22 protein-coding genes are annotated in these 24,114 nt (G+C 72.8%); 7 read left to right on the top strand and 15 right to left on the bottom strand.

The genetic code is table 11. The features are described from left to right. Nucleotide 1: 1 nt before the first annotated feature. The gene (locus tag PS467_RS35170; RefSeq protein ID WP_311038596.1) at nt 2–463 is read right to left on the bottom strand and encodes an ATP-binding protein; all 462 of its coding nucleotides are present in this window, start codon (nt 461–463) and stop codon (nt 2–4) included. 253 nt (nt 464–716) lie between these two features. On the opposite strand from PS467_RS35170, the gene PS467_RS35175 reads away from it, so the two are divergent. Beyond that, nucleotides 717–1,592 carry a Sco1979 family transcriptional regulator gene (locus PS467_RS35175; RefSeq protein WP_311038597.1) on the top strand — a complete coding sequence of 292 codons (876 nt, stop codon included), beginning with the start codon at nt 717–719 and terminating at the stop codon, nt 1,590–1,592. Nucleotides 1,593–1,695: 103 nt separating this feature from the next. Next, nucleotides 1,696–2,511: an SAM-dependent methyltransferase gene (locus tag PS467_RS35180; protein ID WP_311038598.1), complete on the top strand. Its 816-nt coding sequence runs from the start codon at nt 1,696–1,698 to the stop codon at nt 2,509–2,511. 12 nt (nt 2,512–2,523) lie between these two features. Here the strand turns inward: PS467_RS35180 and PS467_RS35185 are convergent, their stop codons facing one another. After that, the gene (locus PS467_RS35185) at nt 2,524–3,216 is read right to left on the bottom strand and encodes a response regulator (protein WP_311038599.1); all 693 of its coding nucleotides are present in this window, start codon (nt 3,214–3,216) and stop codon (nt 2,524–2,526) included. Further along, entirely contained in the window at nt 3,213–4,862 is a 1,650-nt protein-coding gene (locus PS467_RS35190) for a sensor histidine kinase (protein WP_268975734.1), read from the bottom strand. Before PS467_RS35190 ends, PS467_RS35185 begins: the two co-directional genes overlap by 4 nt. 100 nt (nt 4,863–4,962) lie before the next feature. Between PS467_RS35190 and PS467_RS35195 the strand changes: the two genes are divergently transcribed. Both PS467_RS35195 and PS467_RS35200 read left to right on the top strand, forming a co-directional pair. Beyond that, nucleotides 4,963–5,952, top strand: a complete 990-nt coding sequence (locus PS467_RS35195) for a Bug family tripartite tricarboxylate transporter substrate binding protein (protein ID WP_311038600.1) — start codon at nt 4,963–4,965, stop codon at nt 5,950–5,952. Between the two features lie 146 nt (nt 5,953–6,098). Then, nucleotides 6,099–7,532, top strand: a complete 1,434-nt coding sequence (locus tag PS467_RS35200; RefSeq protein WP_311038601.1) for a GntP family permease — start codon at nt 6,099–6,101, stop codon at nt 7,530–7,532. A 145-nt stretch (nt 7,533–7,677) separates the two neighbouring features. On the opposite strand, the gene PS467_RS35205 is transcribed toward PS467_RS35200, so the two are convergent. Beyond that, nucleotides 7,678–8,613: a D-alanyl-D-alanine carboxypeptidase family protein gene (locus tag PS467_RS35205; protein ID WP_268975739.1), complete on the bottom strand. Its 936-nt coding sequence runs from the start codon at nt 8,611–8,613 to the stop codon at nt 7,678–7,680. Between the two features lie 370 nt (nt 8,614–8,983). Between PS467_RS35205 and PS467_RS35210 the strand changes: the two genes are divergently transcribed. Then, nucleotides 8,984–10,636, top strand: a complete 1,653-nt coding sequence (locus PS467_RS35210) for a cellulase family glycosylhydrolase (protein WP_311038602.1) — start codon at nt 8,984–8,986, stop codon at nt 10,634–10,636. Between the two features lie 19 nt (nt 10,637–10,655). On the opposite strand, the gene fahA is transcribed toward PS467_RS35210, so the two are convergent. The 8 genes from fahA to PS467_RS35250 form a co-directional block, all read right to left on the bottom strand. Continuing rightward, a complete protein-coding gene (gene fahA, locus PS467_RS35215) occupies nt 10,656–11,867 on the bottom strand; it encodes a fumarylacetoacetase (RefSeq protein WP_311038603.1) in 1,212 nt (403 codons plus the stop codon). A gap of 16 nt (nt 11,868–11,883) precedes the next feature. Then, complete coding sequence (locus PS467_RS35220) at nt 11,884–12,741, bottom strand: hypothetical protein (protein WP_311038604.1); 858 nt, start codon at nt 12,739–12,741, stop codon at nt 11,884–11,886. Then, nucleotides 12,738–13,940: a homogentisate 1,2-dioxygenase gene (locus PS467_RS35225; protein WP_311038605.1), complete on the bottom strand. Its 1,203-nt coding sequence runs from the start codon at nt 13,938–13,940 to the stop codon at nt 12,738–12,740. Before PS467_RS35225 ends, PS467_RS35220 begins: the two co-directional genes overlap by 4 nt. Before the next feature lie 24 nt (nt 13,941–13,964). Next, nucleotides 13,965–15,311, bottom strand: coding sequence for an MFS transporter (locus PS467_RS35230; protein ID WP_311038606.1), 1,347 nt, complete (start codon nt 15,309–15,311; stop codon nt 13,965–13,967). A gap of 30 nt (nt 15,312–15,341) precedes the next feature. Next, nucleotides 15,342–16,763 carry an FAD-dependent oxidoreductase gene (locus PS467_RS35235; protein WP_311038607.1) on the bottom strand — a complete coding sequence of 474 codons (1,422 nt, stop codon included), beginning with the start codon at nt 16,761–16,763 and terminating at the stop codon, nt 15,342–15,344. After that, nucleotides 16,763–17,533 (bottom strand): SDR family NAD(P)-dependent oxidoreductase, encoded by a 771-nt coding sequence (locus PS467_RS35240; protein WP_432280775.1) that lies wholly within the window; start codon nt 17,531–17,533, stop codon nt 16,763–16,765. The genes PS467_RS35235 and PS467_RS35240 overlap by 1 nt, the downstream gene beginning before the upstream one ends. 46 nt (nt 17,534–17,579) lie before the next feature. Next, the gene (locus PS467_RS35245) at nt 17,580–18,428 is read right to left on the bottom strand and encodes an SDR family NAD(P)-dependent oxidoreductase (RefSeq protein ID WP_311038609.1); all 849 of its coding nucleotides are present in this window, start codon (nt 18,426–18,428) and stop codon (nt 17,580–17,582) included. A gap of 238 nt (nt 18,429–18,666) precedes the next feature. After that, complete coding sequence (locus PS467_RS35250) at nt 18,667–19,140, bottom strand: nuclear transport factor 2 family protein (protein WP_268975747.1); 474 nt, start codon at nt 19,138–19,140, stop codon at nt 18,667–18,669. A gap of 206 nt (nt 19,141–19,346) precedes the next feature. On the opposite strand from PS467_RS35250, the gene PS467_RS35255 reads away from it, so the two are divergent. Further along, nucleotides 19,347–20,009, top strand: coding sequence for an IclR family transcriptional regulator (locus PS467_RS35255; RefSeq protein ID WP_311040057.1), 663 nt, complete (start codon nt 19,347–19,349; stop codon nt 20,007–20,009). Between the two features lie 27 nt (nt 20,010–20,036). Here PS467_RS35255 and PS467_RS35260 read toward each other — a convergent pair whose 3' ends face one another. The 3 genes from PS467_RS35260 to PS467_RS35270 are packed head-to-tail and all read right to left on the bottom strand — an operon-like array spanning nt 20,037 to nt 23,355. Beyond that, nucleotides 20,037–20,348 carry an SCO4225 family membrane protein gene (locus PS467_RS35260; protein WP_311038610.1) on the bottom strand — a complete coding sequence of 104 codons (312 nt, stop codon included), beginning with the start codon at nt 20,346–20,348 and terminating at the stop codon, nt 20,037–20,039. Between the two features lie 23 nt (nt 20,349–20,371). Further along, complete coding sequence (locus PS467_RS35265; RefSeq protein ID WP_311038611.1) at nt 20,372–21,055, bottom strand: response regulator; 684 nt, start codon at nt 21,053–21,055, stop codon at nt 20,372–20,374. Then, nucleotides 21,052–23,355: a sensor histidine kinase gene (locus PS467_RS35270; protein ID WP_311038612.1), complete on the bottom strand. Its 2,304-nt coding sequence runs from the start codon at nt 23,353–23,355 to the stop codon at nt 21,052–21,054. The genes PS467_RS35265 and PS467_RS35270 overlap by 4 nt, the downstream gene beginning before the upstream one ends. Before the next feature lie 300 nt (nt 23,356–23,655). Between PS467_RS35270 and PS467_RS35275 the strand changes: the two genes are divergently transcribed. Further along, nucleotides 23,656–24,090, top strand: a complete 435-nt coding sequence (locus PS467_RS35275) for a DUF5707 domain-containing protein (protein ID WP_311038613.1) — start codon at nt 23,656–23,658, stop codon at nt 24,088–24,090. Nucleotides 24,091–24,114 lie beyond the last annotated feature (24 nt).

A 24,114-nucleotide genomic window follows, 5' to 3' on the forward strand; every position in this document is an offset into this window, starting at 1 on the left:
GTCAGCGGCGCTCTTCCGTCCGCGACGCCAGCTCGGCCCATACGATCCGCCCCCGCCCGTGCGGGGCGTCCCTGACCCCCCAGGCGCTGCTCACCGCGCCGACCAGCAGGAGCCCGCGGCCGCCGTGCTCGTCGGGGCCCGGGGTGCGCGGCGCGGGCAGGGTGTGGGCCCGCGCCTGGTCCTCGACCTCGATGCGCAGAAGTCCCGCGCCACCGCCCAGTCTGCACTCCAGGCGATCGCTGGCGGTGTGCGCGATCACGTTGGTGACCAGCTCGGAGACCACGAGAAGGGCGTCGTCGCACATCTGGGAGCCCACGCCCCAGGCGAGCAGCCGCTCGCGCACGGCCGCGCGGACCGTGCCCACCGAGGAGGCGGTGGCCGGCAGCCTTAAGGCGCATGCCGGGTGCGTGTCCTGTTCCCGCGGCGTCCGAGGGGGAGCCGGGGGCAGGGCGAGGGAAGCCACGAGCGGTCGCCTTTCGTCTGCCTTCGCACCATGGACCGTGCCGCTCCCGCACTGCGCAGTGCCTACGGACGAACCCACGCAAGCGTTCCCACCGTGATCGGACGGTGTGACCACTGTGACAGCTGCAATAAGCGAGTTGCAAGCGGTAAGTTGAAAATTGCAAGTTGCCAACGGAGCCGAGAGGGAGGGTGATCACCCGGCGCGGCGCTCGTGACACACTGCAACGGTGAAGCTGGGTGTGGGGAGGTGGAGCGTGGCGGCGGAAACCGCATGGGGCGGTGCTCCCCCCGTCCTGCGCCTGATCCTCGGCAGGCAGCTGGAGGAGCTGCGGACCCGCGCCGGTCTGACGTACGACCAGGCGGGCGCGGTGATCGGGGTCAGCCACTCGACCATCCGCAGGATGGAATCCGCCAAGGTGGCCCGGCTCAGACTTCCGGACGTGGAGAAGCTGCTCCGGACGTACGGCGTCACCGACCAGCGTGAGCTGGACACCTTCCTGAAGTCGGTGCGCGAGGCCAACAAGCGCGGCTGGTGGCACACCTACCGCGATGTGATGCCGGACTGGTTCGCCGCGTATCTGAGCCTGGAGCAGGCGGCACTCCAGATCCGTGGCTACGAGGCGCAGTTCGTCCACGGGCTGCTCCAGACGGAGGACTACGCCCGTGCGCTGCTCAGCGCCGGCCATCCGCATGCCGCGCCGGAGGCCACCGAGCGCAGGGTCGCTCTGCGGATGCAGCGTCAGGAACTGCTGACCCGCGAGACCCCGCCCCGGGTGTGGGTCGTGATGGACGAGACGGTGCTGAGGTGGCCGGTCGGGGGCGCGGCCGTGATGCGCGCCCAGATCGACCACTTGATCGAGGTCAGCGCCCTGCCCCATGTCACCGTGCAGATCATGCCGTTCCGCAACGGTCCGCATCCCGCCATGCCGGCCGGTGCGTTCGACGTCTTCCGGTTCCGGGCCAAGGAGTTGCCCGACATCGTCTACCTCAGCGGGCTGGTCGGCGCCGTGTACCTGGACAAGGAGGAGGACGTGGTGGTCTACCGCGAGGTCCTGGACCGGTTGGGCGCCCAGTCGGTGCCCGCCCGGAAGACCGAGGACGTCCTCGGCGCGATTCGCAAGGAGCTCTGAAACGCCCTCAGCAGCGCACTCAGCAGCGCACCACTGACGATCCACGAAGATGCATGACCCGAAGACCGATGACGATCCAGACGATCCCATGGGAGGGGACGCGTTGAGCGAGAACGGATGGTCGGCCGACCGTATCGACACCGAGAGCGCGCATTCGGCACGTATCTACGACTACATCCTCGGCGGCAAGGACTACTACCCGGCCGACAAGGAAGCGGGCATCGCCATGTCCCGGGAGTGGCCCGCCCTGCCGATCCATATGCGGGCCAACCGCGACTTCATGAACCGGGCCGTGCGCTATCTGGCGGAGGAGGCGGGGGTCCGGCAGTTCCTGGACATCGGGACCGGCATCCCGACGTCACCCAACCTCCACGAGATCGCTCAGACGGTCGCCCCGGACGCCCGGGTCGTGTACGTGGACAACGACCCCATCGTCCTCACCCTCTCCCAGGGCCTGCTCGCCAGCACCCCCGAAGGCAGGACCGCCTATGTCGAGGCGGACATGTGCGACCCCGCCACCATCCTGGGCGCCCCCGAACTCCGCGACACCCTCGACCTCAGCCGGCCGGTCGCCCTGACCGTGATCGCCATCGTGCACTTCGTCCTGGACAAGGACGACGCCTACGGCATCGTCAACCGCCTCCTGGAGCCCCTGCCCTCCGGAAGCTATCTGGCGATGTCCATCGGCACCGCCGACTTCGCGCCGGACGAGGTGGCCCGGGTCGCTCGCGAGTACGCGGCGCGCGACATGCCCATGCGCCTGCGCACCGAGGCCGAGGCCAAGCGGTTCTTCGACGGCCTGGACCTGGTCGAACCCGGCCTCACCCAGGTCCACAAGTGGCGCCCGGACGGCGCCGGCACGGAAGACATCAAGGACGAGGACATCGCCATGTACGGGGCGGTCGCCCGAAAGCCCTGAGCAGCCCAGCCCCTACGCCCGCCAGCTGTAGCGGCGCTCCGGGCGCCCGGCGGTGCCGTAGCGCAGGGAGACGTCGGCGTTTCCGGTGGCGTGGAAGTACTCCAGGTAGCGGCGGGCGCTGACCCGGGAGATACCGGTGGTGGTGGCCGCCTCGGCGGCGGAGACGGTGCCGTCCGCCTCGCGCAGGGCGCGTTCGACGAGCTGGGCGGTCTCCACGCTCAGGCCCTTCGGCAGGGCGCTGCCCGCCGGGGGTGCGAAGGCCCCGGCCAGGACGCGGTCCACGTCCGCCTGGCCGCGGACCACCGTGGTGAGCAGCCGCCCGCGCTGGGTGGCGTACCGTTCGAGGCGGGGCTGGAGGTCCTCGTAGTCGAAGGGCTTGAGGAGGTAGTCGACCACGCCCTGGCGGACGGCGCCGCGCACCGCGTCCGCCTCCCGGGCCGCGGTGATCACCATGACGTCGCAGTCGTGGCCCGCGGTGCGCAGCCGGGGGATGACGTCCAGGCCGAAGAGGTCCGGCAGGTACAGGTCGAGCAGGACCAGGTCGGGGCGGAGGGCGTCGACCGCCTCGATGGCCTGTTCACCGGTGTGGGCGGTGCCGACGACGCGGAACGGTGCCACCCGTTCGACGAAGGTGCGGTGGACGCGGGCCACCATGAAGTCGTCGTCCACCACGAGCACGTCGATCGTGCCGGCCGGCTCGGTCATCGGGTCGCTCCTTCCGCCACCGCGTCGGCGGGGTGGCTGACGGACATGCGGGCGCTGAACATCGCGCCCTGCGGGGTGTTGGTCACCGCGACCTCGCCGCCGCGGCGCTCGCAGACGAGCCGGGTGAGGGCGAGCCCGATACCGCGCTCGCCCTCCCGGGCGGCCTTGGTGGTGAAGCCGTGGGCGAAGACCTCCTGGGCGAGTTCGGGGGCGACACCGGGACCTGAGTCGCGCACCACGATCTCCACGCTGGCGTTGTCCTGCCGCAGCTCCACCTCCACCCAGGGCTCGTCGCCGGTGCCGGGTTCGGATGTGGCGGCGTCGATGGCGTTGTCGACCAGATTGCCCACCACGGTCGCCACATCGGCGGCGTCCTCGGGGGTCAGCCGGCCGAGGGCGGTGCGGTCCGACAGGCGCAGGGCCACCTTCCGCTCGGCGGCCTGGGACGCCTTCGCCATCAGCAGCGCGGCGACGGCGGTGTCCCGGACCCGGCGGCCGATGGACATGTCGAGCGACTGGCGGCGCTGGTTCAGCGCCCGGATGTAGCGCACCACCTCCTCCTGCTCGCCGATCTGGATCAGCCCGGAGATGGTGTGCAGCTGGTTGGCGAACTCATGGGTCTGCGCCCGCAGCAGCTCCGAGGTGCTGCGGAAGGAGCCGATCTCGCGCTCCAGCCTCGCCAGCTCGGTGCGGTCCCGCAGGGTGGTGACGGAGCCGAGCGGCCGTCCGTCCTTGACGACGGTCATCCGGTTCATCACCAGGACGCGGCCGTGCCGGACGACGACCTCGTCCTTGGGGTCCGCCGACTCCTTCCGCGCACCGGCCAGCACGTCCAGCAGCCGCCCCTCGATGCCGAGCTCGGCCAGGTCCCGGCCCACGCAGTCCTCGGGCAGGTCCAGCAGCCGTCTGCCCACGTCGTTGACGAGGGTCACCCGCTGCTGCGGATCGAGGGCGACGACGCCCTCGGCGATGCCGTACAGCATCGCCTCGCGGTGCTCGGCCAGCCCGGTGATCTCACGCGGCTCCAGGCCGAGGGTCTGCCGTTTGACGCGCCGGGCGAGCAGCCAGGAGCCGACGACGCCGAGCGCGCTGGCGACGCCGAGGTAGACGGGCAGGTAGGAGGAGGCGCCGCTGAGCCGCTGCCACACCGTGGGGGACGCCTCGCCGATCATGACGGTGCCCAGGTTCCGGCCCAGGTCGTCCCCCGTGGCGCCGAGGACCGGCACCTGGGCCACCAGCTCCCGGCTGCCGTCCCAGTCCAGCGTGCCCGACCAGCCGCGGCCCTCGGCGACCCCCTTGCCCAGCGGCAGCCGGTCGCCGAGCACCGTGGGGTTGGTGGAGCTGACGATGCGGCCCTCGCGGTCGGCCACCGTCACGGACGTCACCCGCGACTGCACCCGCGTGGAGTACACCAGCGGGGCCAGCGCCTCCGCCGGGGAGGGCCCCACCAGCCGGCTGCGCACCAGCGGCTGGGCGGCCAGCTGCTCGGCGAGCGCACCGACCCGGCGGCCCTCCACCCGGTCGAAGGTGGCCTCCGACTGCGCGAGCGAGACCGCGGCGACCGCCATCAGCACCACGACCACGATGGCGAGCTGGAGGACCAGCATCTCGCCCGCGAGCGTTTGGCGACGGAACGCGGCGACCACAATGAACTCAATCTCTCCTGCTGACACAACCTGGGCAGGTGTTCCGCCAGGCCGCACAATCATGGCGTCCGCCGTGTGGGAAGCGAAAGGGAGGTGTGCCATGAGAGGCCGTACCCGCGCCCTGTCCGGCGCCCTCGCCGTGGTGCTGTCCCTGCTCGTCGGGGCCTGCGGCGCCTGGCCGGGCACCGGCGACGCCGCGGCCGACGGCCGGCGGATCGTGGTGCCCAACACACCCGGAGGCGGGTACGACACTACGGCACGGACCGTGGCCCGGGTGCTGGAGGAGACCGGGACCGCCTCGGACGTGGAGGTGTTCAACCTGCCCGGAGCCGGTGGCACCGTCGGTCTCCAGCGCACCGTCGACGAACGGGGCAACGGCCGGCTCGCCCTCCAGATGGGCCTCGGTGTGCTCGGCGCGTCACATGTCGCACACGCGAAGGTGACCGTCGCGCAGACCACGCCGATCGCCCGCCTGATCGAGGAACCCGAGGCGGTGGTGGTCCGCGCGGGCTCGCCCTACCGCACCCTCGCTGACCTGGTCGCCGCCTGGCGCGAGGACCCTCCAGGCGTCACGGTCGGGGGCGGCTCCTCACCGGGCGGCCCGGAGCACCTGCTGCCCATGGCCCTGGCCGACGCCATCGGCATCCAGCCGAAGAAGGTGCGGTACGTCGCCTACGACGGCGGGGGCGGCGACCTGCTGCCCGCGCTGCTGGACGGCCGGGTCGACTTCGCCACCAGCGGCGTCGGCGAGTTCCTCGGCCAGATCGCCGCCGGGCAGCTGAGGGTGCTCGCGGTCACCAGCGACCGGCCCGTCGCCACCCTGCCCGGGGTGCCGACGCTGAAGGCGGCCGGGATCGACCTGGTCTTCGACAACTGGCGGGGGATCGTCGCCCCGCCCGGCATCAGCGCCGCGGACCGGAAACGCTGGATCGAGGCGCTGACCGCGCTGCACACCTCCCGGCAGTGGCAGGCCGAGCTCACCCGCCACGGCTGGACCGACGCCTTCACCACAGGTGGCGCCTTCGCCACCTATCTGGCCCGGCAGGACAAGGCCGTGGCCGAGCTGGTCCGACACCTCGGACTGGACTGACCCACGCCCCCGACGGGCGCCACCGGCTGCCGCCGGTGGCGCCCGCGGACCCCTGCTCCAGACCACCCCGACCCACCCCCCGCACCACCCCTGACCCGCCCCTGCCCTGGTGGCGTACGAACCCGCATGTCCCGGAAAGGCACCGCATGACCGCACACACCTGGTGGCTGCTGCTCATCCTCACGGTGGCGATCGCAGCCCTGATCTACCTCATCAACTCCCGGCTGCGGATCCACCCGTTCGTCGCGCTGATCCTGGTCAGCGTGGGCACGGGGATCGCGGCCGGGGAACCCGTGGCGAAACTCACCGGCTCGATCGAGGAGGGTGCGGGCGGCACCCTCGGCGACGTCGGCGTCACCCTCGCCCTGGGCGCCATGCTCGGCCGGCTGCTGTCCGACTCGGGCGCCACCGACGCCATCGCCCGCGCCCTGGTGGCCCGCGCCGAGCCCCGCAAGCTGCCCTGGCTGGTCGGCGCCGCGGCGTTCGTCATCGGCGTGCCCATGTTCTTCGAGGTGGGTCTGATCGTCCTGCTGCCGCTGATCTTCAGCGTCGCCCGCCGGCTGGAGGGCCAGGCAGGCACCAAGGGCAGCCCCTACGTCCTGTTGGGCGTGCCCGCCATCGCCTCGCTGTCCACCCTGCACGGCATGCTGCCGCCCCACCCCGGACCGCTCACCGCGATGACCGGTCTGCACGCCGACCTCGGCCTCACCCTCGGTGTCGGCCTGGTCTGCGCCGTGCCCACCGTCATCCTGGCCGGTCCCGTCTACGCCCGCTGGATCGCGCCCCGGCTCCTCGACGTCCGCCCGGACGCCGAACTGGTGGCGCAGTTCGCCGGCGCCGAGCGGGAGCCGGAGCCCGCCCCGGCCGCCTCGGGGCCCGGTGCGCAGGCGCGTACGGAGGCGTCCCGCCGGACCGGTGTGCCCACCGGCCTGGCCGTGGCGGCGGTGCTGGTGCCCGTCGTCCTGATGCTGCTGCGCACCGTGGCCGAGACGCTGATGGACGAGTCGAGCGGGCTGGGCGCGGCCCTCGTGTTCGCCGGAGAGCCGCTGGTGGCGATGCTCGCCGGGTTCCTCTTCGCCCTCGTGGTGACGATCGCCCGCTCCGACCGCTCCGGTGAACAGACCCGCGCCTCCCTGACCGACAGCCTGAAGTCCATCGCGGCGATCCTGCTCATCATCGGTGGGGGAGGGGCGTTCAAGCAGGTCCTCCAGGACTCGGGGATCGGCGATGCCATCGCGTCGGCCGCCGAGGGCGCGCATATCAATGTGATCCTGCTGGGCTGGCTCATCGCCCTGCTGCTGTCGCTGACCACGGGCTCGGCCACCGTCGGCATCGTCTCCGCCACCGGCATCGTGGCCCCGCTGATCGGGGACGGCGGTGGCCTGGAGGCGTCCCTGCTCGTGGTCGCGATCGGGGCCGGTTCCATCGGCCTGAACTATGTCAACCACGCGGGGTTCTGGCTGGTGAAGGAGTCGTTCGGGATGGACCTCGGCCAGGCCACCAAGACCCAGACCGCGGTGCAGACCCTGGTCAGTGTGTTCGGTCTGGCGATGGCCCTGCTGCTGTCGGTGTTCGCCTGAGCCGCCGGTCGCCCAGGGCCCGGCGGCCCTTTGGGGTGAACGGCGGGTGAGGTGGGCGGTGGTGTCCCGCCTCGCGCCGACGGTGCCCCGGCCGGAACGATTCCGGCCGGGGCACCGCCGTGTCACGCTCGAGGAGCTCGCGGGATCAGTCCCGCTGCGCTCCCTTGGGGAGCTGGCGCCACTTCACCTCGGTGTCGGTGTCGTACGTCCAGTCGAGCATCTTCTTCGCGTCCGGGTAGCGGTCCGCGTCGTTGAGGACGACTCCCACGACCGTCTTGTCGCCGCGCTTGGCGGCGAACACCAGACAGGGGCCGGCGGGGGTGGTGGTCCCGGTCTTGACGCCGATCGCGCCCTCGTACGACCCCAGCAACTGGTTGGTGTTGTCCCAGGAGTAGTACCGGGTGCGACCGTTGGCCGCGGGTGCCTCCTGCTCGGTGGACACCGACTTGACGACCGTGTCGAACGTGGCGTTCTCCATGGCGTGGCGGGTCAGCTGTGCCAGGTCACGGGGCGTCGAGTAGTTGTCGGCATCGGCCGAGACACCGTCGAAGGAGTCGTACTGGGTGTTGGTCAGACCCAGGTCCTCGGCCTTCGTGTTCATCTTGGAGATGAACGACTTGGTGCGCTCGTCCGTGGTGTCGCCGGTACCGAAGGTGTCGGCCAGCGCCATCGCCGCGTCACAGCCCGACGGGAGCATCAGCCCGTACAGCAGCTGGTTGACGGTGAGCTTGTCACCGGTCTGGAGGTCCGCCGTGCTGGCGCCCGCCTTGGTCACGTAGTCGCGGTACTCCTGCTTGATGGTGACCTGCTGGTTGAGGTCCACACCCTTGGTCTCGAGTACCACGAGGGCAGTCATGATCTTCGTGGTGCTCGCGATCGGACGCTTGGTGTCGGCGTCCTTGGCCATCAGCTCCTTGTTGGAGCCGGTGTCGAGCAGGTAGGCGCCCTGGGCGCTGACCTCCGGTGGTGGCTCGGTCGAAGCCTGGGCCATCGCCACCGGAACCGCGATCGATACGGCCACCGTGGACGCGACCGCCGCGACTTTCCAGCGACGGGTCACGGTTCCACGACGTTTATGCATTCGCCCTCCGTTTCGGTTGGGGATTGTTTCGGGCGAGCGCATCGTCTCACCGGGCGAAAAGCGGGGATGCTTCGGGGTATCGGTCCAGCGATGTCTTTGGGGAATCAACCAGTCTTCGGACCTGCGGAGTTGACCGAACGGTGGATGTCGTAAGGCAGGTGTGGGGATTTCGGGTGGGAATTCGGGCGATCGCCGGAGGAGGGGCACGAATGCGGCACGGCCATCGTCGGGCGCGGACGGGTTCCGGCCGGAGGCCTTGACGGCTCCCAGGTGCGATGCAATGGATGGGAGCGCTCCCGTCAACGGCGATGGGAGCGCTCCCAATGCCGTTTCGCGGAAAGCCATCAGGCGCTCACTCCTTGGAGTCGTGATGAGACGGAAAAGATCCCTGGCCGCCTTACTGGCCTTACTGGTCGGCCTTTTCGGAATGGCGGGTCTCGTGCGGACCGCCCACGCCGAGCCGGCCCGCTCGGCAGCCCCCTCGGCCCGCCTGGCTCAGGGTCTGCACATCAGCGAAGGGCGGCTGTTGGAGGCCAACGGCAACGACTTCGTCATGCGCGGTGTCAACCACGCCCACACCTGGTACCCGGGTGAGACACAGTCACTGGCCGACATCAAGGCCCTGGGCGCCAACACCGTCCGGGTCGTCCTCTCCAACGGCCACCGCTGGACCGAGAACAGCCCCGAGGACGTGGCCGCCGTCGTCGCCCAGTGCAAGGCCAACCGGCTGATCTGCGTCCTGGAGGTGCACGACACCACCGGCTACGGCGAGGAGGCCGCGGCCGCCTCGCTCGACCAGGCGGCCGACTACTGGATCGGCCTCAAGAGCGTACTGGCCGGCGAGGAGAACTACGTCATCATCAACATCGGCAACGAGCCCTGGGGCAACACCGACCCGTCCGGCTGGACCGCCCCCACCGTCGCCGCCGTCCAGAAGCTGCGCGACGCCGGGTTCCAGCACACCATCATGGTGGACGCCCCCAACTGGGGGCAGGACTGGCAGAACGTGATGCGCACCAACGCGCGGACCGTCTACGACGCCGACTCCACCGGCAACCTGATCTTCTCGATCCACATGTACAGCGTCTATGACACGGCGCAGGAGATCACCGACTATCTCAACGCCTTCGTCAACGCCGAACTGCCCATCGTCGTCGGCGAGTTCGGCTGGCAGGACTCCTACGGCGACACCGACGAGGACACGATCCTGTCGGCCACCAGATCGCTGAAGCTCGGCTACCTGGCCTGGTCCTGGAGCGGCAACACCGATCCCATCCTGGACCTGACCACCGACTTCGACCCCACCCGGCTCACCGACTGGGGCAACCGCATCTTCAACGGCCCCGACGGCATCGCGGAGACCTCCGTGGAGGCCACCGTCTACGGCGGCGGCTCGGGCGGCGACACCCAGGCCCCGACCGCCCCCGGCACCCCCACCGCCTCCGCCGTGACGGCCACCTCCGCCACTCTCACCTGGCCCGCCGCCACCGACAACGTGGGTGTCGCCGCCTACGACGTCGTCCGGGTCAGCGGCGGCACCGAGACGAGGGTGGCCACCGCCACCGGCACCACGACGACCCTCACCGGCCTGACCGCCGCCACCTCCTACACCTTCGCCGTCTACGCCCGGGACGCGGCCGGCAACCGCTCGGCACGCTCGGCCACGGTCGGCGTCACCACTACGGAGGGCGGCGGCTCCGGCGCCGGTTGCTCGGTCGGCTACCGCGTGGCAGGCGAGTGGGGCGCCGGCTTCCAGGGCGAGATCGCCATCCGCAACACCGGCACCGCCGCCATCACCGGCTGGACCCTGACGTTCACCTTCGCGGACGGCCAGGTCATCACCAACATGTGGGGCGGCACACCACGGCAGACCGGCGCCGCGGTGACCGTCACCGCCGCCTCCTACACCGCCACCATCCCGGCCGGCGGCTCGGTCACCCTCGGCTTCACCGCCGACAAGGGCGGCACCAACTCCGCGCCGACCGCCTTCACCCTCAACGGCGGCACCTGCGCCACCGGTTAGCGTCCCCGCGGGCCGGCGGTCAGTCCTCGGTCCGGAGCGGCTGGGCGACGACGCGGCCACGGACCTCGCCGAAGCCGATGCGGGTGCCGTCCGGGCCGGGCGCGGTGGCCGTGATGGCCACCTCGTCGCCGTCCTCCAGGAAGGTCCGGGTGGACCCGTCGGGCAGCGTCACCGGATCCCGCCCGTTCCAGGTGATCTCCATCAGGCAGCCGCGCTCCCGCGGGCCGGGGCCGCTGACCGTGCCGGAGGCGTAGAAGTCCCCGGTGCGCAGCGAGGCGCCGTTGACGGTCATGTGCGCGAGCATCTGGGCCGGTGTCCAGTACATCGCGCTGAACGGCGGGCGGGAGACCACCTGTCCGTTGAGACGGACCTCCAGCGCCAGGTCCAGGCCCCAGTCCTCGCCGTCGCGCAGGTACGGCCGCAGCGGTTCGGTGCGCTCGGGCGGGGCGGTGCGGGCGGCGCCCAGCGCGTCCAGCGGCACGATCCACGGCGAGACGGACGTCGCGAAGGACTTGGCGAGGAACGGCCCGAGCGGCACGTACTCCCACGCCTGGAGGTCCCGGGCGCTCCAGTCGTTGACCAGGCAGACGCCGAAGACGTGGTCGGCGAAGTCGTCGACGCCGACCCGGGTGCCCCGCGGCGACGGGGTGCCGACGACGAAGCCGACCTCGGCTTCGATGTCGAGCCGCCGGGAGGGGCCGAACGGCGGTTCGGCACCGTCGGCCGGCCGGGTCTGACCCCACGGGCGGACCACGTCCGTCCCGGAGACCACCAGCGTGCCGGACCGGCCGTGGTAGCCGATCGGCAGGTGCTTCCACTGCGGGGTCAGCGGCTCCTGTCCCGGGCGCAGCATCCGGCCGATGTTCGCGGCGTGGTGCTCGGAGGCGTAGAAGTCCACGTAGTCGGCCGGTTCGAACGGCATCAGCATCCGCACCCGGTCGGCGCGGTGCAGCGCCGGTTCCACCGTGTCCCGCCCGGAGGCGTCGGTGAGCAGGGCGGTGATCTTGGCGCGGACGTCCCGCCAGCGGTCGCGGCCCTGGGCCAGGAAGGCGTTCAGGGCGGGCCGGGCGAAGGTGTCGTCGTCCAGCGCGCGGGCCAGGTCCAGGACGTGTTCGCCGATGGCGACGCCGACCCTTGGCGCGCCGCCGTCCGGCGCGAACACGCCGTAGGGAAGGTTGTGCAGGGTGAACGGGGAGTCCTCGGGCACGGGGACCCAGCAGCGGGAGGTCATGGCGGGGGCAGTCCTTTCAGGCGGCGTCGAGGAGGGTGCGGGCCTCGGACACCGGCGTACGGGTGGAGCAGGAGCCGTAGGAGACCAGCAGGGCGCGGGCGGCGTGCGCGGCCTGCTGGGACAGCGCGGCCAGGTCGCGCGCGAGGGTGCCGGCGTCGGTGGTCTCCAGCGCGCGCAGCACGGGGGCCGGCTCGCCGGGGTCGGCGGCGGCGCGTGCGGCGGCCAGCAGGAGGTTCAGATAGCCGTGGTGGGTGAAGCCCGTCCCGGGGTCCCGGTGGCGCACCGCGTGGTGCAGCCCGGCGGTCGCCTTGAACGGGACGCCGGAGCGCGCACACGCCGTGACGAAGTGCGCGACCTCGGCCGGGGAGGGGAACAGCCCGGCCCGTACGCCGCCGCAGCGCAGCTTGGCGCCGAGGCCCGGGACAGCCGCCGTGCCCATCGCCGCGAGCAGGGCGTCGACGCCGTCCGGGGCGGCCGGTTCCAGGAACACCGGCACCCCGGCGCCGGCGGTCGCGTCCAGCACGGCGGGCACCGCCACGGCCGGATCGGTGCCGAACGCGGTGAGCGGCGCCTCGATCAGGGCGGTCTCCAGGCGGTCGTCGGCGGCGACCGTGGCCAGGGCGGCGCGCAGCCGGTCCGCCGGGGCGCCCGGCCCGGCCGTGTCCGCGATCAGCCCGAGCCGCAGCCGGTCGGCGGTCCGCAGCTTGGCGCGGACCTCGTCCAGCCGGCCGACCGGGACCAGGAGGCGCAGGGTGTGCATGGGGTGGCCGGCCGCCCGGTCCCGGCGGTGCCGGGCCACCGCCTCGGCCGGCGGCAGCGCCGTCGGGGGAAACAGGCCGGCGTCGTCGACGAGCCCGGTGAGCAGCGCGTTCACGCGGCCGGCCCCCGGCCCGCCCAGGTCCAGGCGTAGCCCGGGTCCTCCGCGGCGAGCGCGCCCTCGCCGAGTTCCAGCGGGCGGAAGGTGTCGACCATCACGGCCAGTTCGTCGAAGAACTCGGCTCCGATGGAGCGCTCGTAGGCGCCGGGCTGCGGCCCGTGGGCGTGCCCGCCCGGGTGCAGCGACACCGAGCCCGGCCCGATGCCGGAGCCCTTGCGGGCCTCGTAGTCGCCGCCGCAGTAGAACATCACCTCGTCCGAGTCCACGTTGGAGTGGTAGTACGGCACGGGGATGGCCAGCGGGTGGTAGTCCACCTTGCGGGGGACGAAGTTGCAGATCACGAAGTTGTCGCCGTCGAAGACCTGGTGCGCGGGCGGCGGCTGGTGCACCCGCCCGGTCAGCGGTTCGAAGTCGTGCACGCTGAAGGTGTACGGGTACAGGCAGCCGTCCCAGCCGACCACGTCGAACGGGTGGGTGGCCTGGGTGAACACGGTGCCCAGCACCTCCCCGCGCGGGCCGCGGTGCTTGACGTACACGTCCACGTCGGTGCCGGTCGCCAGCAGTGGCCCGTTCGGGCCGTGCAGGTCCCGCTCGCAGTACGGGGCGTGCTCCAGCAGCTGTCCGTTGCGGGAGAGGTAGCGGCGGGCGGGGGAGATGTGCGAGTTCGCCTCCACGCAGTACAGCCGCAGCGGCTGGTCGCCCTGCGGGAGCCACCGGTGGGTGGTGGCCCGGGGCAGCAGCACATAGTCCCCGGGGCGGGCGGTCAGCGTGCCGAACACGGTCTCCACGGTGGCCGAACCGGCCTCCACGTAGACGCACTCGTCGCCGATGCCGTCGCGGTAGAACGGCGAGGCGGTGCCGGCGACGACGTAGGAGATGCGCACGTCGGCGTTGCCGAGCAGCAGCCGCCGTCCGGTCACCGCGTCGGTGTCGTGCCAGTCGTCACCGGACCACAGGGCGTGGAGCTTGAAGTGGCGCGGCTTGAGCGGGTGGTTGGCGGTGGTGTTCTGGCCGGTGAGGTCCCAGGGACGGGAGTCGGTGATGGCCGAGGGGATCTCACGGTGGTAGAGCAGCGAGGAGTCGGAGGAGAACCCCTCCTCGCCCATGAGTTCCTCGAAGCGCAGACGGCCGTCGGCGTCCCGGTGCTGGGTGTGCCGCTTGGGCGGGATGTCACCGGCACTGCGGTAGTAGGGCATGGCTGTTCCTTGCGTCGGAGTGGGTCAGACGCCCGCGGTGGTGGGCACGGCGGAGGCGTCGGCGGGCTGCCGGTCCCGGGGCACCTTGAGGACGGCGAGCATCGCGGCGCACACCACGAGACAGGCGATGGGGAAGTACAGGCCGACGGTGACGTCGTCGGCGGTGGCGTTCTTGCCGATGATGTAGGGGCTGAAGAAACCGCCCAGCGCGGCGATGGAGTTGATGCCGGCCAGGCCCACCGCGGTCTGCTCGCGCGGCAGCACCCGCGCCGCCAGCGCCCAGTACGGCGCCATGTAGCCGAGTACGCCGACCGCGACCAGCGACAGGCAGATCAGCGCGGGCACCGGGTCGTGGCGGAAGGCGATCGTGCCGGCCAGGCCGAGCGCGCCCAGCAGCATCAGGCCGATGACGTGGAGGCGACGCTCGCCGGTGCGGTCCGAGGTGTGTGCCACCAGCAGCATGCCGACCGCGCCCACCAGGTACGGGATGGTTCCGAGCAGACCGATGTTGGTCGCCGAGTAGCCCGGGTCGAGCTGCTGGACGATCTTCGGCAGGAAGAACGAGAAGCCGTACAGGCCGCACGCGGCGAAGAAGTTGGCGACCGCGAGGTAGAGCACCTTGCGGTTCTTCATCGCCCGCAGCTGGTCCCGGACGGTCTCCTTGTGGGCGGGTCCGGCCGTGTACTCCTTGTCGATCTGCGACTGGAGCCAGGTGCGCTCGGCGGGCGCCAGGAACCGGGCGTCGGCCGGCCGGTCGGGCAGCCAGACCAGCGTGACCAGGCCGATCAGCACCGCGGGCGCGCCCTGGAGGATGAACACCCAGCGCCAGCCGCTCAGCCCGAACCAGTGGACGTGGTCCAGGATCCAGCCACCGGTCATGGAGCCGAGGATCATCGCCACCGGCTGCGCCAGCGCCAGCAGCGCGATGGCCCGGCCGCGCTCCCTGCCCCGGTACCAGAACGTCAGGTACAGCAGCAGACCGGGGAAGAGGCCGGCCTCGGCGATGCCCAGCGCGATGCGCGCGATGTACAGGTGGGTGACGCTGGAGACGAAGCCGGTGACCGCGGTCACCACGCCCCAGCTGATGGCGATGCGGGCCAGCCACAGCCGGGCCCCGACCTTCTTCAGCATCATGTTGCTGGGGATCTCCAGGACCACATAGGCCAGGAAGAAGATCGCGGCGACGGCGCCGAAGGTGGCCGTCGTGATGCCCAGCTCCTGCTCCATGCCCAGCTGGGCGTAGCTGATGTTGGACCGGTCCATGTAGTTGAACACGTACAACAGGCCCACGATGGGGAAGATCCGGTACGAGACCTTCCTGGTGACTCTGCTGCCCAGGGCGGTGTCCTCGGCGTTGAGGTGCGCTCCCATGACGGCTCCTGAGGGAAGAGGGGGAGGGGGTCAGCGCCCGCGGGCCGCGCCACGGCCCGCGATGCGCCCCATGGTGAGGGCGTTGGCAACGGCGTTGCCGCCCCCGACGTACCGCATGCCGAGCACCCCGCCGCCGGCCTCCCCGGCGGCGAACAGCCCGGGGACGGGGGTGCCGGTGCGGTCCAGCACGGCGGCGTCGTGGTCGATCTCCAGACCGGTGTGCGTGCACACCAGCTCGGCGGGCAGCACCCGGACCGCGTAGAACGGCCCGGCCGCGATCGGGTCCGGTGGCTGCGGGGAGCCCTTGGCGGCGAGGGACTCCTCGCGCAGGAACTCCGGGTCCGCACCGGTCGCGGCGAGCCGATCGTTCCACCGCGCGACGGTGGCGGTCAGCGCGTTGGCGGGGACGTCCATGGCGGCGGCCAGCTCCGGCAGGGAGCCGGCGCGCAGCACCCGGCCGGCGCGGGCCTCCTCGGCGACCCGCTCGGGTGTCCAGTCCGCGTAGCCGACCGGCAGTCCCTGCCGGGCCCGCTCGTCGAACACCGCCCATACGGGTCCGTCCTGGGCCAGGATGATGCCGCTGGAGACGGCGTACGAGGCGTCCTCGTCCATGAAGCGGCGCCCGGCGCCGTTCACGTACACCCGGGACTTCGGCGGGAACCCGGCCTGCCAGTGGTGGTACCGCTGGAAGGATGCGGTTGGCAGCATCAGGCCCCAGCCGTGCCCGGTGAGCGCGCTGCCGGTCTGCTCCGCGAACGCCACATGGTCGCCGCGGCTGCCCGGCGCCGCCACCACGAACAGCGCCTCGCCCGCCGCGCGCGCCTCCGGGTAGTACCGGTCGAGCAGTTCGGGGTGCTGGGCGAAGCCGCCGCTGGCGACGACCACCGCGCCGGCCCGCACCTCGATGCCGTCGGCCACCACGCCCACCACCCGGCCGTCCTCGGACAGCAGCCGCTCCACACGGGTGCCCAGCACCACCTCCACACCGCGCTCGCGCCGCGCCCGGTCCAGCACCCGCACCAGGCCGTAGCCCTGGTCGCGCGGGACGTGGCCGCGCCAGACGTCCTCCACCCCGGCCCGGCACAGGCCCGGGGTGTGCGCGTCGGGCGAAACGGCGGCCGGTACGTCCAGGCCCAGGCCCAGCAGCCACTCCAGGGTGGGACCGGCGGCGGCGCAGAACGCCCGGATCAGGCCCGGCTTGAGCCGCCACTGGTTGAGGTCCATGTAGTGCTGGAAGTGGCGCTCGGCGGTGTCCTCGACGCCCAGGCCGCGCTGCACGCTGGTGCCGGCCGCGGTGAACATGCCGGCGGAGAGCTGTGTGGAGCCGCCCAGTTCCCGTTCGGACTCGAACAGCGCCACCTGTGCGCCCTGTTCGGCCGCGCTGACCGCGGCGGCCAGGCCGGCCCCGCCGCCACCCACCACGATCACGTCGAGTGCGTCGAAGTCGGTCATCACAGTGCTCCTTCGGCGTCGTCGAGGATGCGGTGGTAGAGCCCGTTGGAAACCAGACCGCCGTCGAGGGTGATCTCGCTGCCGGTCATGTAGGAGCTGCGGTCGGAGAGCAGGAACAGCACCGCGTCGGTGACCTCGCCCACCTCGCCCAGCCGCCCGGCCGGGATGCTGCGCCGGGCGGACGCGACGAACGTGTCCGACCCGGCGAGCAGGCCCGTGCCGACCAGTCCGGGGTGCAGCGAGTTGACCCGGATGCGCCAGCCGGCCAGCTCGCCGGCCGCGGACTTCGACAGCCCGGTCAGGCCCCATTTGCTCGCCGAGTACGACGGCGAGAAGTAGCCGATCTGCCCGGAGATGGAGGAGATGTTGACGATGGCCCCGCCGCCGCTGTCCCGCATCAGGGGCGCGACGGCCCGGATGCCGTGGAACGGGCCGGACAGGTTGACCCGCAGCACCCGCTCCCACACCTCCTCGGTGGTGTCCATGAACCGCAGGCGGCGGGAGATACCGGCGTTGTTGACCAGCCCGTCCAGGCGGCCGTCGGCGGCCCGTACGGCGTCCACGACCGCGCGCCAGCCGGCCGGGTCGGTGACGTCCAGGGCGTGTCCGGTGGCCCGGCCGCCCGCCTCGGTGATCTCCCGCACCACGGGGGCGCAGTCGGCGACGTCGGCCAGGTGGACATGGCTGCCGCGGCGGGCCAGCGCGCGGGCGTGCTCGGCGCCCATCCCGCCCGCCGCCCCGGTGACGAGGACCACGGACGGGTAGCGCACCGTCTCGCGGTGCCCGTCCGGGCCGCCGCCGGTGGAGTGGCCCGGCTCAGACATGGCGCGATCCGCCGTCGACGGCGATGCTGTGCCCGGTGACGTAGCGGGCACTGTCGGAGAGCAGGAACAGCAGCACGCCGAGCACTTCCTGCGGGGAGCCCAGCCGGTGCAGCGGCACGCTGTCCAGCGCGTGCGCGAGCGCGGCCGGATCCTCGCGCACCCACCGGGTCATCTCGGTGTCGATGTAGCCGGGCGCGATCGCGTTGACCCGCAGGCCCTGGTCGCCCAGCTCCACCGCCAGGGATTCGGTCAGATGGGCCACCGACGCCTTGGACGCGCAGTACGCGCCACGCCCCTTGCGCACCCGGACCGCCGACACCGACGACATGTTGACGATCGCGCCGCCGGGCCGCATGTGCCGGGCGGCGGCCTGCGAGCCGAACAGCACGCCCTGCACATTGACCTTCAGCACCGCGTCGATCTGCTCGGGCGAGATGTCCGGCACGAAGGCGTGCGGGAAGATGCCGGCGTTGTTGACCCAGTGGTCCAGACGGCCGGACTCGCGGTGCGCCAGCCGGGCCAGCTCCTCGTGGCCGGCCGGGTCGGTCACGTCCACGGCGGCCGGCACCACCCGGCCACGGGAACCGCCCTCGGGCAGCGCGTCCCGCTGGGTGTTGATCGCCTCGGCGGTCGCCTTCATCGTGTCGAGGTCGATGTCGGCGGCGATCACGTTCACCCCGCGCAGCGCCAGGCCCTCGCTGAACACGGCGCCCATGCCGCGGGCGGCGCCGGTGACGACGGCGGTGGTGCCGGCCAGTTCCGGGTGGACGGCGGCGGGCCGCCGGTTGTCGACCCGGCCGGGACCTTCGGCGGCCGCTTGCGGGGGTGTGGTGTCGCTCATCGGTTCCGTTCCTTCGTCGTCGAAGTTCCGTTGTCCAAGGTTGCCGGGGGTGCCGGGGGCCCGTCGTGGTCGCAGGGGCCCGTCGCGGCTGCCGGAGTTCCGTCGTGGCGCGGGGGTCCGGTCGCGGCCGTCGGGGCGCGCGGGTGCCGGAGGTGGCGCGGACGCCGGGGAGGTCCGCCGCCGTACGGACGCGGGAGGCGGCCGTACGGGGCGGCGGGGTACGGGCGCGGGGCCGGGGTCATGCCCCGGCGGCGCCGGGGAGGTCGTCGCGGCGCACGGTGCGGGCGGCGATCCGCCACCCGTCGCCGTCGTGGACGACCTGGTCGGTGAGGGTGGTGAACCGCTCGGTGCGCGGTGTCCCGCCCCGGGGGGTGGCGACGATCTGCAAATAGGCCTCCACCCGCAGGGTTCCGGCCCCGTCGTCGCCGGTCACGGCGATGTTGCCGATCACATGCCGGCGCACCACGCCCTCGGCGGCGCAGTCGGCGGCGAACCGCTCGGCGAACGCGGTCAGGGCGGCGGTGCCGGTCACCGGTGCCGGGTAGCTCGGTGAGTCGAAGGTGGCCCCGGCGGTGAAGGTCGCGGCCCATTCCGCGGCCCGGCCACCGTCGATGAGATGGCTCTGGAGGGCGTAGAGCTGGTGGATGTCGGCGAGCTGAGGGTTTTCGGCCAGCCGGGCGCTGGCGGGAAACGCTGGCGCGCTGGGGTTCATGCGGGCGTCCCTTCGGCACGAGGTCCCGCGCCGGCGGCCGTCCCGAGCGGCCGGAGCGGGAGCTTGCTCCGCACAAAAGCTGTGTGCGATAATCGCACTCACTGTGCGAATAATGGGAGCATAGGCAGCCTGGCTGAAACCCGTCAAGGGATGGATTCGTGAACTCACCACCGCAGACCCCGTCGGTCCCCGAGGTCGATTCCGGCATGTCCAAGACGCTCCACCACGGGCTGCTGATCCTCAGAGTCCTCTCGGAACACCCGCGGGGCCTGACCGTCAGCGAGCTGGCGGAGGCCATCGGGGTGCACCGCACGGTCGCCCACCGTCTGGTGCGGACCCTGGAGGCGCACCAGCTCTGCCGCCGTGACCACCAGCGCCGGATCGTCCTCGGCACCGGTCTGGTCAGCCTCGCCGAACCCGTCCAGCAGGATCTGCGCGCACTGGCCCGCCCGATCCTCGACGAGCTGGCCGAGACCACCCGCGCCACCGCCCACCTGCTGGTCCGCGAGGGCGCCGCCGATATGCGCGCGCTCATGGTGGTGGAACCGCGCGGGGCCCTGGTGCACGTGTCCTTCCGGCCCGGTCAGACCCACTCCATCGAGCACGGCTCGGGCGGCCTCGCCCTGCTCGCCCGCGGCCCCCACCGCGAAGGGGAGCGCCCCGAGGTCACCGAGGCCCGCGCCAAGGGGTACGCCGTCACCACGGGCGAGGTCATCCCCGCCGTGACCGGCATCTCCGCCGCCGTCCCGGCGCGTGGCGGCGAGGCGACCACCAGTATCGGCATCTCGGTGTTCGAGCACACCGCCATCGACGAACTCGGCGCCGTCGTCGTCCGCGCCGCGGCGCGCCTGGGCGAACTGCTCGACTAGGAAGCGACGACGAGCGGAGCCGCGGCGTCACGCCGTGCCGCGGGTCAGTGCGCGGGCGCACCAGCCGATGACCGCGGCGTTGAGCAGGGCACCGAAGGCGACGGTGAGGACGATCCCGGGGATGCCGTCGGGCGTCGGCAGCATCAGCACGAGGAGACTGCCGGGGGCGGTGGCGAGGATCGGTATCACGCCCGCCATGGACCCCTCCGCGTCGCCGAAGAGGTGCACGGCGACCGCCCACAGCAGCAGGGCGGCGCACAGCGCCAGGTAGCCGAGGGCGACGACGTGGGTGAGGGCCCGGCGCAGGCGGTGCGGGAAGGACGGTGCGGAGGCGGTCACGGCGGTGGGCTCCTCGGGCGGGGTCAGGTGTGGAGGTCGGGCGGGTTGGGGCGGGCGAGGCCGAGGTCGTAGGCGAGGATCGTCGCCTGGACCCGGTCGCGCAGCCCGAGCTTCCGCAGCAGCGCGTTGACATGGGACTTGACGGTGCCGACGGTGATGCCGAGTGCGTCGGCGATCTCCGCGTTGTTGAGGCCGGAGGCGACCAGGCCGAGCACATGGCGTTCCCGGCCGGTGAGGCTGTCCAGCGCCCCGTGCGCGTACCCGGTCCGGTGCGCGGGACCCGGTCCGGAGGTGTAGTGGCCGATGAGCCGGCGGGTCGCGGACGGGGCGAGGACGCTCTCGCCGGCGGCGACCACGCGGATGCCCCGCAGCAGTTCGGCGGCGCGCACATCCTTCAGCAGGAACCCGGAGGCGCCGGCGCGCAGCGCGTCGAAGACGTACGCGTCGAGGTCGAAGGTGGTCAGCACCAGGACGCGCGGCGCGTCCTGGTGGCCGGTGATGATGCGGGTGGCCGCGATGCCGTCCAGCTCGGGCATCCGGACGTCCATGACGACGACGTCGGGCGCCAGTTCCGCGGCGAGGCGCACCGCGGCGGCGCCGTCACCGGCCTCGCCGACGACCGTCATGTCCTCCTCGGCGTCGATCACGGCGGCGAACCCCGCCCGGACGATTCCCTGGTCGTCGACGACCAGCACTTTCAGGCTCATCGCCACCCCTCCTCGTCGTTCCGTGCCAGGGGCAGGGCGAGCCGGACCGTGCCCGGTGGCTCGGTGGTCAGGGTGCCGCCGAGCGCCGTGGCCCGCGCCGTCAGCCGCTCCCGTACGACGGGCGCGGCGGCGCGCGGCACACCGGTGGCGGTGAGCGTCAGCACGTCGTGCGCGGCGTCGAGTTCGAGCACGGCGGGCTCCTCCCCGGCGACCGCGAGCACCGTCTCGGCGACGTGGTAGGCGGCCAGGTCCACCGCGGTGGGCAGCCGTTCCGGCAGGCGACCGGCCGGCCGGACCTCGACGTCGCGGCCGGTGGCCCGGCACTGGCGGACGAGCAGGTCGAGCGCCTGGAGGGTGGGCTGCGGCCGCAGGGCGGGCGCCGTCTCGCCGTCCCGGACCGCGTCGAGCAGGGCGCGCATCGCGGCGAGGGCCTCGCGGGCGCGTTCGGCGGTGGCGTCGAGGCGGCCCGCCTCCGCCTCGGCGACCATGTCGGTGATGCGGTCCAGCACGGTGGTCTCCAGGCCGACGGTGATCCGGCGGCGCTCGGCCCAGGCGTCCCGGACGGCCTCCTCGGTCCAGCCGGCGAGGCGTGCGTCCCGCGCGTTCCGGGCGGTCCGCTCCCGTCGCCCGCACCGTGTCCCGCCCCACCGGGCGGCGCAGACCACCAGGCAGGCCCCGGCCGTCGCGCCCGCGGCGACCTGCCAGGCGGCGACGGTCGTCCCCCGGCCCAGGACGGCCGCGGTCGCGGCCACCGCGTGTGCCGCCACGGCCGCGACCGTGCCGAGGTACGCCGGGGCGCGCGGAGCGTCAGCGGCCAGGCAGGTCCGGGCCGCGGTCACCGCGAGCGCCGCACCAGTGGCGAGCATGCTCAGCGCGGGCGGCAGCAGGACCGGTCCGCCATAGGTTCCCGCGGCCATCGCCACCGGCCAGAGCAGGGCCAGGCCGCACAGGACGCCGAGCGCGGTACGGGGCGCCCGGCGCAGCCACAGCAGCGCGACCGCCTGGGCGATGGCCAGCAGCGTGAAGAGCGGCCCGGCCGATATGTGCGCCCCACTCGGCGCGGTCTCCGGCCGGATGATCAGCGAGGGCAGCAGCGGCTGCCACCACAGGCCGACAGCGGCCGTGAGCTGCGCCAGGCGGTAGGTACGCGGGACGGTCCGCTCCACCGGCGCGGCACTCCGCCCCGGCAGCACCGCGCGCACCTCCCAGCCGCCGTCCGCCGTCGGGCCGCTGGTCAGCGTGCCGCCCGCCTCCCGTGCCCGGGACCGCAGGAAACCCTGGCCGCGCCCGGAGCCGAGCCCCGCGCCGTGCGCCGGCGAACCGGCCTCCGGCGCCGCGCTGGTGACGACGACCTCGGTGCCGGTGTCGCCGTACCGGCAGCGCACCCGTGTGTGCGCCCCGGGGGCGTGGCGTGCGACGTTGGTCAGCGCCTCGCGGACGATGCCGTACGCCGCGTCCGCGACGGCGCCGTCCGGCAGCGGGTCGATCTCGCAGTCCACCCGCTGGTCCAGCCGGCGGAATCCGGCCACCAGCGCCGTCAGCCGTTCCTCCGGCGAGGGCTGTTCCTCCCGTGCGGGCGCCGGCGCCCGGACCGAGCGCAGTGCCCGGGTGACCTCACGGCCGGAGTCGACCGCGAACCGCAGTGCCTCCTCGACGAGTTCGGGGCGGCGGTCGCGCAGTCCGAGCGCCGCGCCCGCCGTGACCACCACGGCCGTCAGATGGTGGGCGCTGACGTCGTGCAGCTCGCGCTCCATCCGGCGCCGTTCGACCGCCGGGAGTCGGTGGCGCTCCGCCTCGGCCCGCGCCAGCAGCCGTTCGGCCGTGGCCCTCGCCCGCCGGACCTGCCGGGCCCGCAGGCCGGCGCCGCACGCGGCGGCATACAGCAGGGCGGTCAGGACGAGGTCGAGACCGTCGGGTCCGCTGAGCCCGTGGAGGCTGATCCCGTACAGGAGCTGCCAGGCGGCGAGCGTGACCACGCACAGCACCGAGGTGAAGGTGTCGCGCTCGGTCGCCACGGTGCACAGGGCCAGCGCCACGCCCGCTGTGCCGAGCACCGCGACCGCCCCGGCGGGCAGCGGCCCGGCACCCAGCGCACAAGCGGCGACGGCCACGGCGAGCGCGACCACGGGCCGGGTGCGGCGCAGCGCGAGCGCGGCCGTGGTCACCCCGGCGACCAGCGCCGCCCCGAGAAGGGCGGCCGCGGGCGGCACGGCGCCGCGCACCAGCGCCGCCCCGGGCCACACCACGGCCTGGACGCAGGTCAGCAGGACCGGTGCCCACCGGTCGTCGGTTCGCTTCATGATGCGAAGAGTCTAGGAGCGCGTCCCTCCGCCCCGGCTCCGGCTGGAGGCGGAGCCGGATCTCCAACCGGGGTTGCAGACTCTGTCTCCGGTTGGAGGCGCTGATCATCCCGCGGCGTGAGGAGCGGACGCCGTCGCGGGCCATAGGCTCGATCATGTCGATGAGGCGGCCGGCCGGCGGTTCTTCACCGCCCTTCCGTGCACTGCCTCGTCGGCTTCAGCACCGCAGTGGCGATCCCGCGGAGCGACGATCCCGCGGAGCGACGATTCCCTTTTCCTGCCTACTTCGGAGGTTCTCCCATGTCCAAGCGCGTTCTGCTGTCCTCGTGCGTCGGTGCGGTCGTCGTCGGCGGCGGTGTCGTCGCGACGACCGCCTGGGGCGCCACGGCGCCGACCCTGGCGAACACCTCGGTTCGCTACGTCGCGCCGTCCGCCGACCGCTCGGGCTCGCTCACCTTCACCGCGGACGTCCATGACGACTCGGGCGTCGCGGACCTGAAGGTCCTGGCCTGGCCGGCGAGCTCGAAGCTCGACCCCACCGAGAGCGAACTGCGGTCCGTGGAGAGCGCCACGTGCCGGAGCCTCACGTCCGGCACGTCCCGCTGCACCTACACGGTCCGGGTGACGCGGGCCGAGGCGACCGAGGGCACGTGGTACGTCTCGGCACTGGCGACGGGCGGGGACGGGAACACGGCGTTCGTGTCCCGCGCCGCCGAGTTCCAGGTCACGCGCTGATCGCGCGGGCCCTTCGGTCGCCCC

It is taken from the genome of Streptomyces luomodiensis (assembly GCF_031679605.1).
Classification (GTDB): domain Bacteria; phylum Actinomycetota; class Actinomycetes; order Streptomycetales; family Streptomycetaceae; genus Streptomyces; species Streptomyces luomodiensis.

Coding starts and splice junctions, on each gene's coding strand:
- PS467_RS35195 (WP_311038600.1), top strand. CDS start 4,963: ATGAGAGGCCGTACCCGCGCCCTGTCCGGCGCCCTCGCCGTGGTGCTG.
- PS467_RS35235 (WP_311038607.1), bottom strand. CDS start 16,763: ATGACCGACTTCGACGCACTCGACGTGATCGTGGTGGGTGGCGGCGGG.
- fahA (WP_311038603.1), bottom strand. CDS start 11,867: ATGACCTCCCGCTGCTGGGTCCCCGTGCCCGAGGACTCCCCGTTCACC.
- PS467_RS35265 (WP_311038611.1), bottom strand. CDS start 21,055: ATGAGCCTGAAAGTGCTGGTCGTCGACGACCAGGGAATCGTCCGGGCG.
- PS467_RS35245 (WP_311038609.1), bottom strand. CDS start 18,428: ATGAGCGACACCACACCCCCGCAAGCGGCCGCCGAAGGTCCCGGCCGG.
- PS467_RS35185 (WP_311038599.1), bottom strand. CDS start 3,216: ATGACCGAGCCGGCCGGCACGATCGACGTGCTCGTGGTGGACGACGAC.
- PS467_RS35270 (WP_311038612.1), bottom strand. CDS start 23,355: ATGAAGCGAACCGACGACCGGTGGGCACCGGTCCTGCTGACCTGCGTC.
- PS467_RS35200 (WP_311038601.1), top strand. CDS start 6,099: ATGACCGCACACACCTGGTGGCTGCTGCTCATCCTCACGGTGGCGATC.
- PS467_RS35225 (WP_311038605.1), bottom strand. CDS start 13,940: ATGCCCTACTACCGCAGTGCCGGTGACATCCCGCCCAAGCGGCACACC.
- PS467_RS35255 (WP_311040057.1), top strand. CDS start 19,347: ATGTCCAAGACGCTCCACCACGGGCTGCTGATCCTCAGAGTCCTCTCG.
- PS467_RS35250 (WP_268975747.1), bottom strand. CDS start 19,140: ATGAACCCCAGCGCGCCAGCGTTTCCCGCCAGCGCCCGGCTGGCCGAA.
- PS467_RS35205 (WP_268975739.1), bottom strand. CDS start 8,613: ATGCATAAACGTCGTGGAACCGTGACCCGTCGCTGGAAAGTCGCGGCG.
- PS467_RS35230 (WP_311038606.1), bottom strand. CDS start 15,311: ATGGGAGCGCACCTCAACGCCGAGGACACCGCCCTGGGCAGCAGAGTC.
- PS467_RS35275 (WP_311038613.1), top strand. CDS start 23,656: ATGTCCAAGCGCGTTCTGCTGTCCTCGTGCGTCGGTGCGGTCGTCGTC.
- PS467_RS35210 (WP_311038602.1), top strand. CDS start 8,984: ATGAGACGGAAAAGATCCCTGGCCGCCTTACTGGCCTTACTGGTCGGC.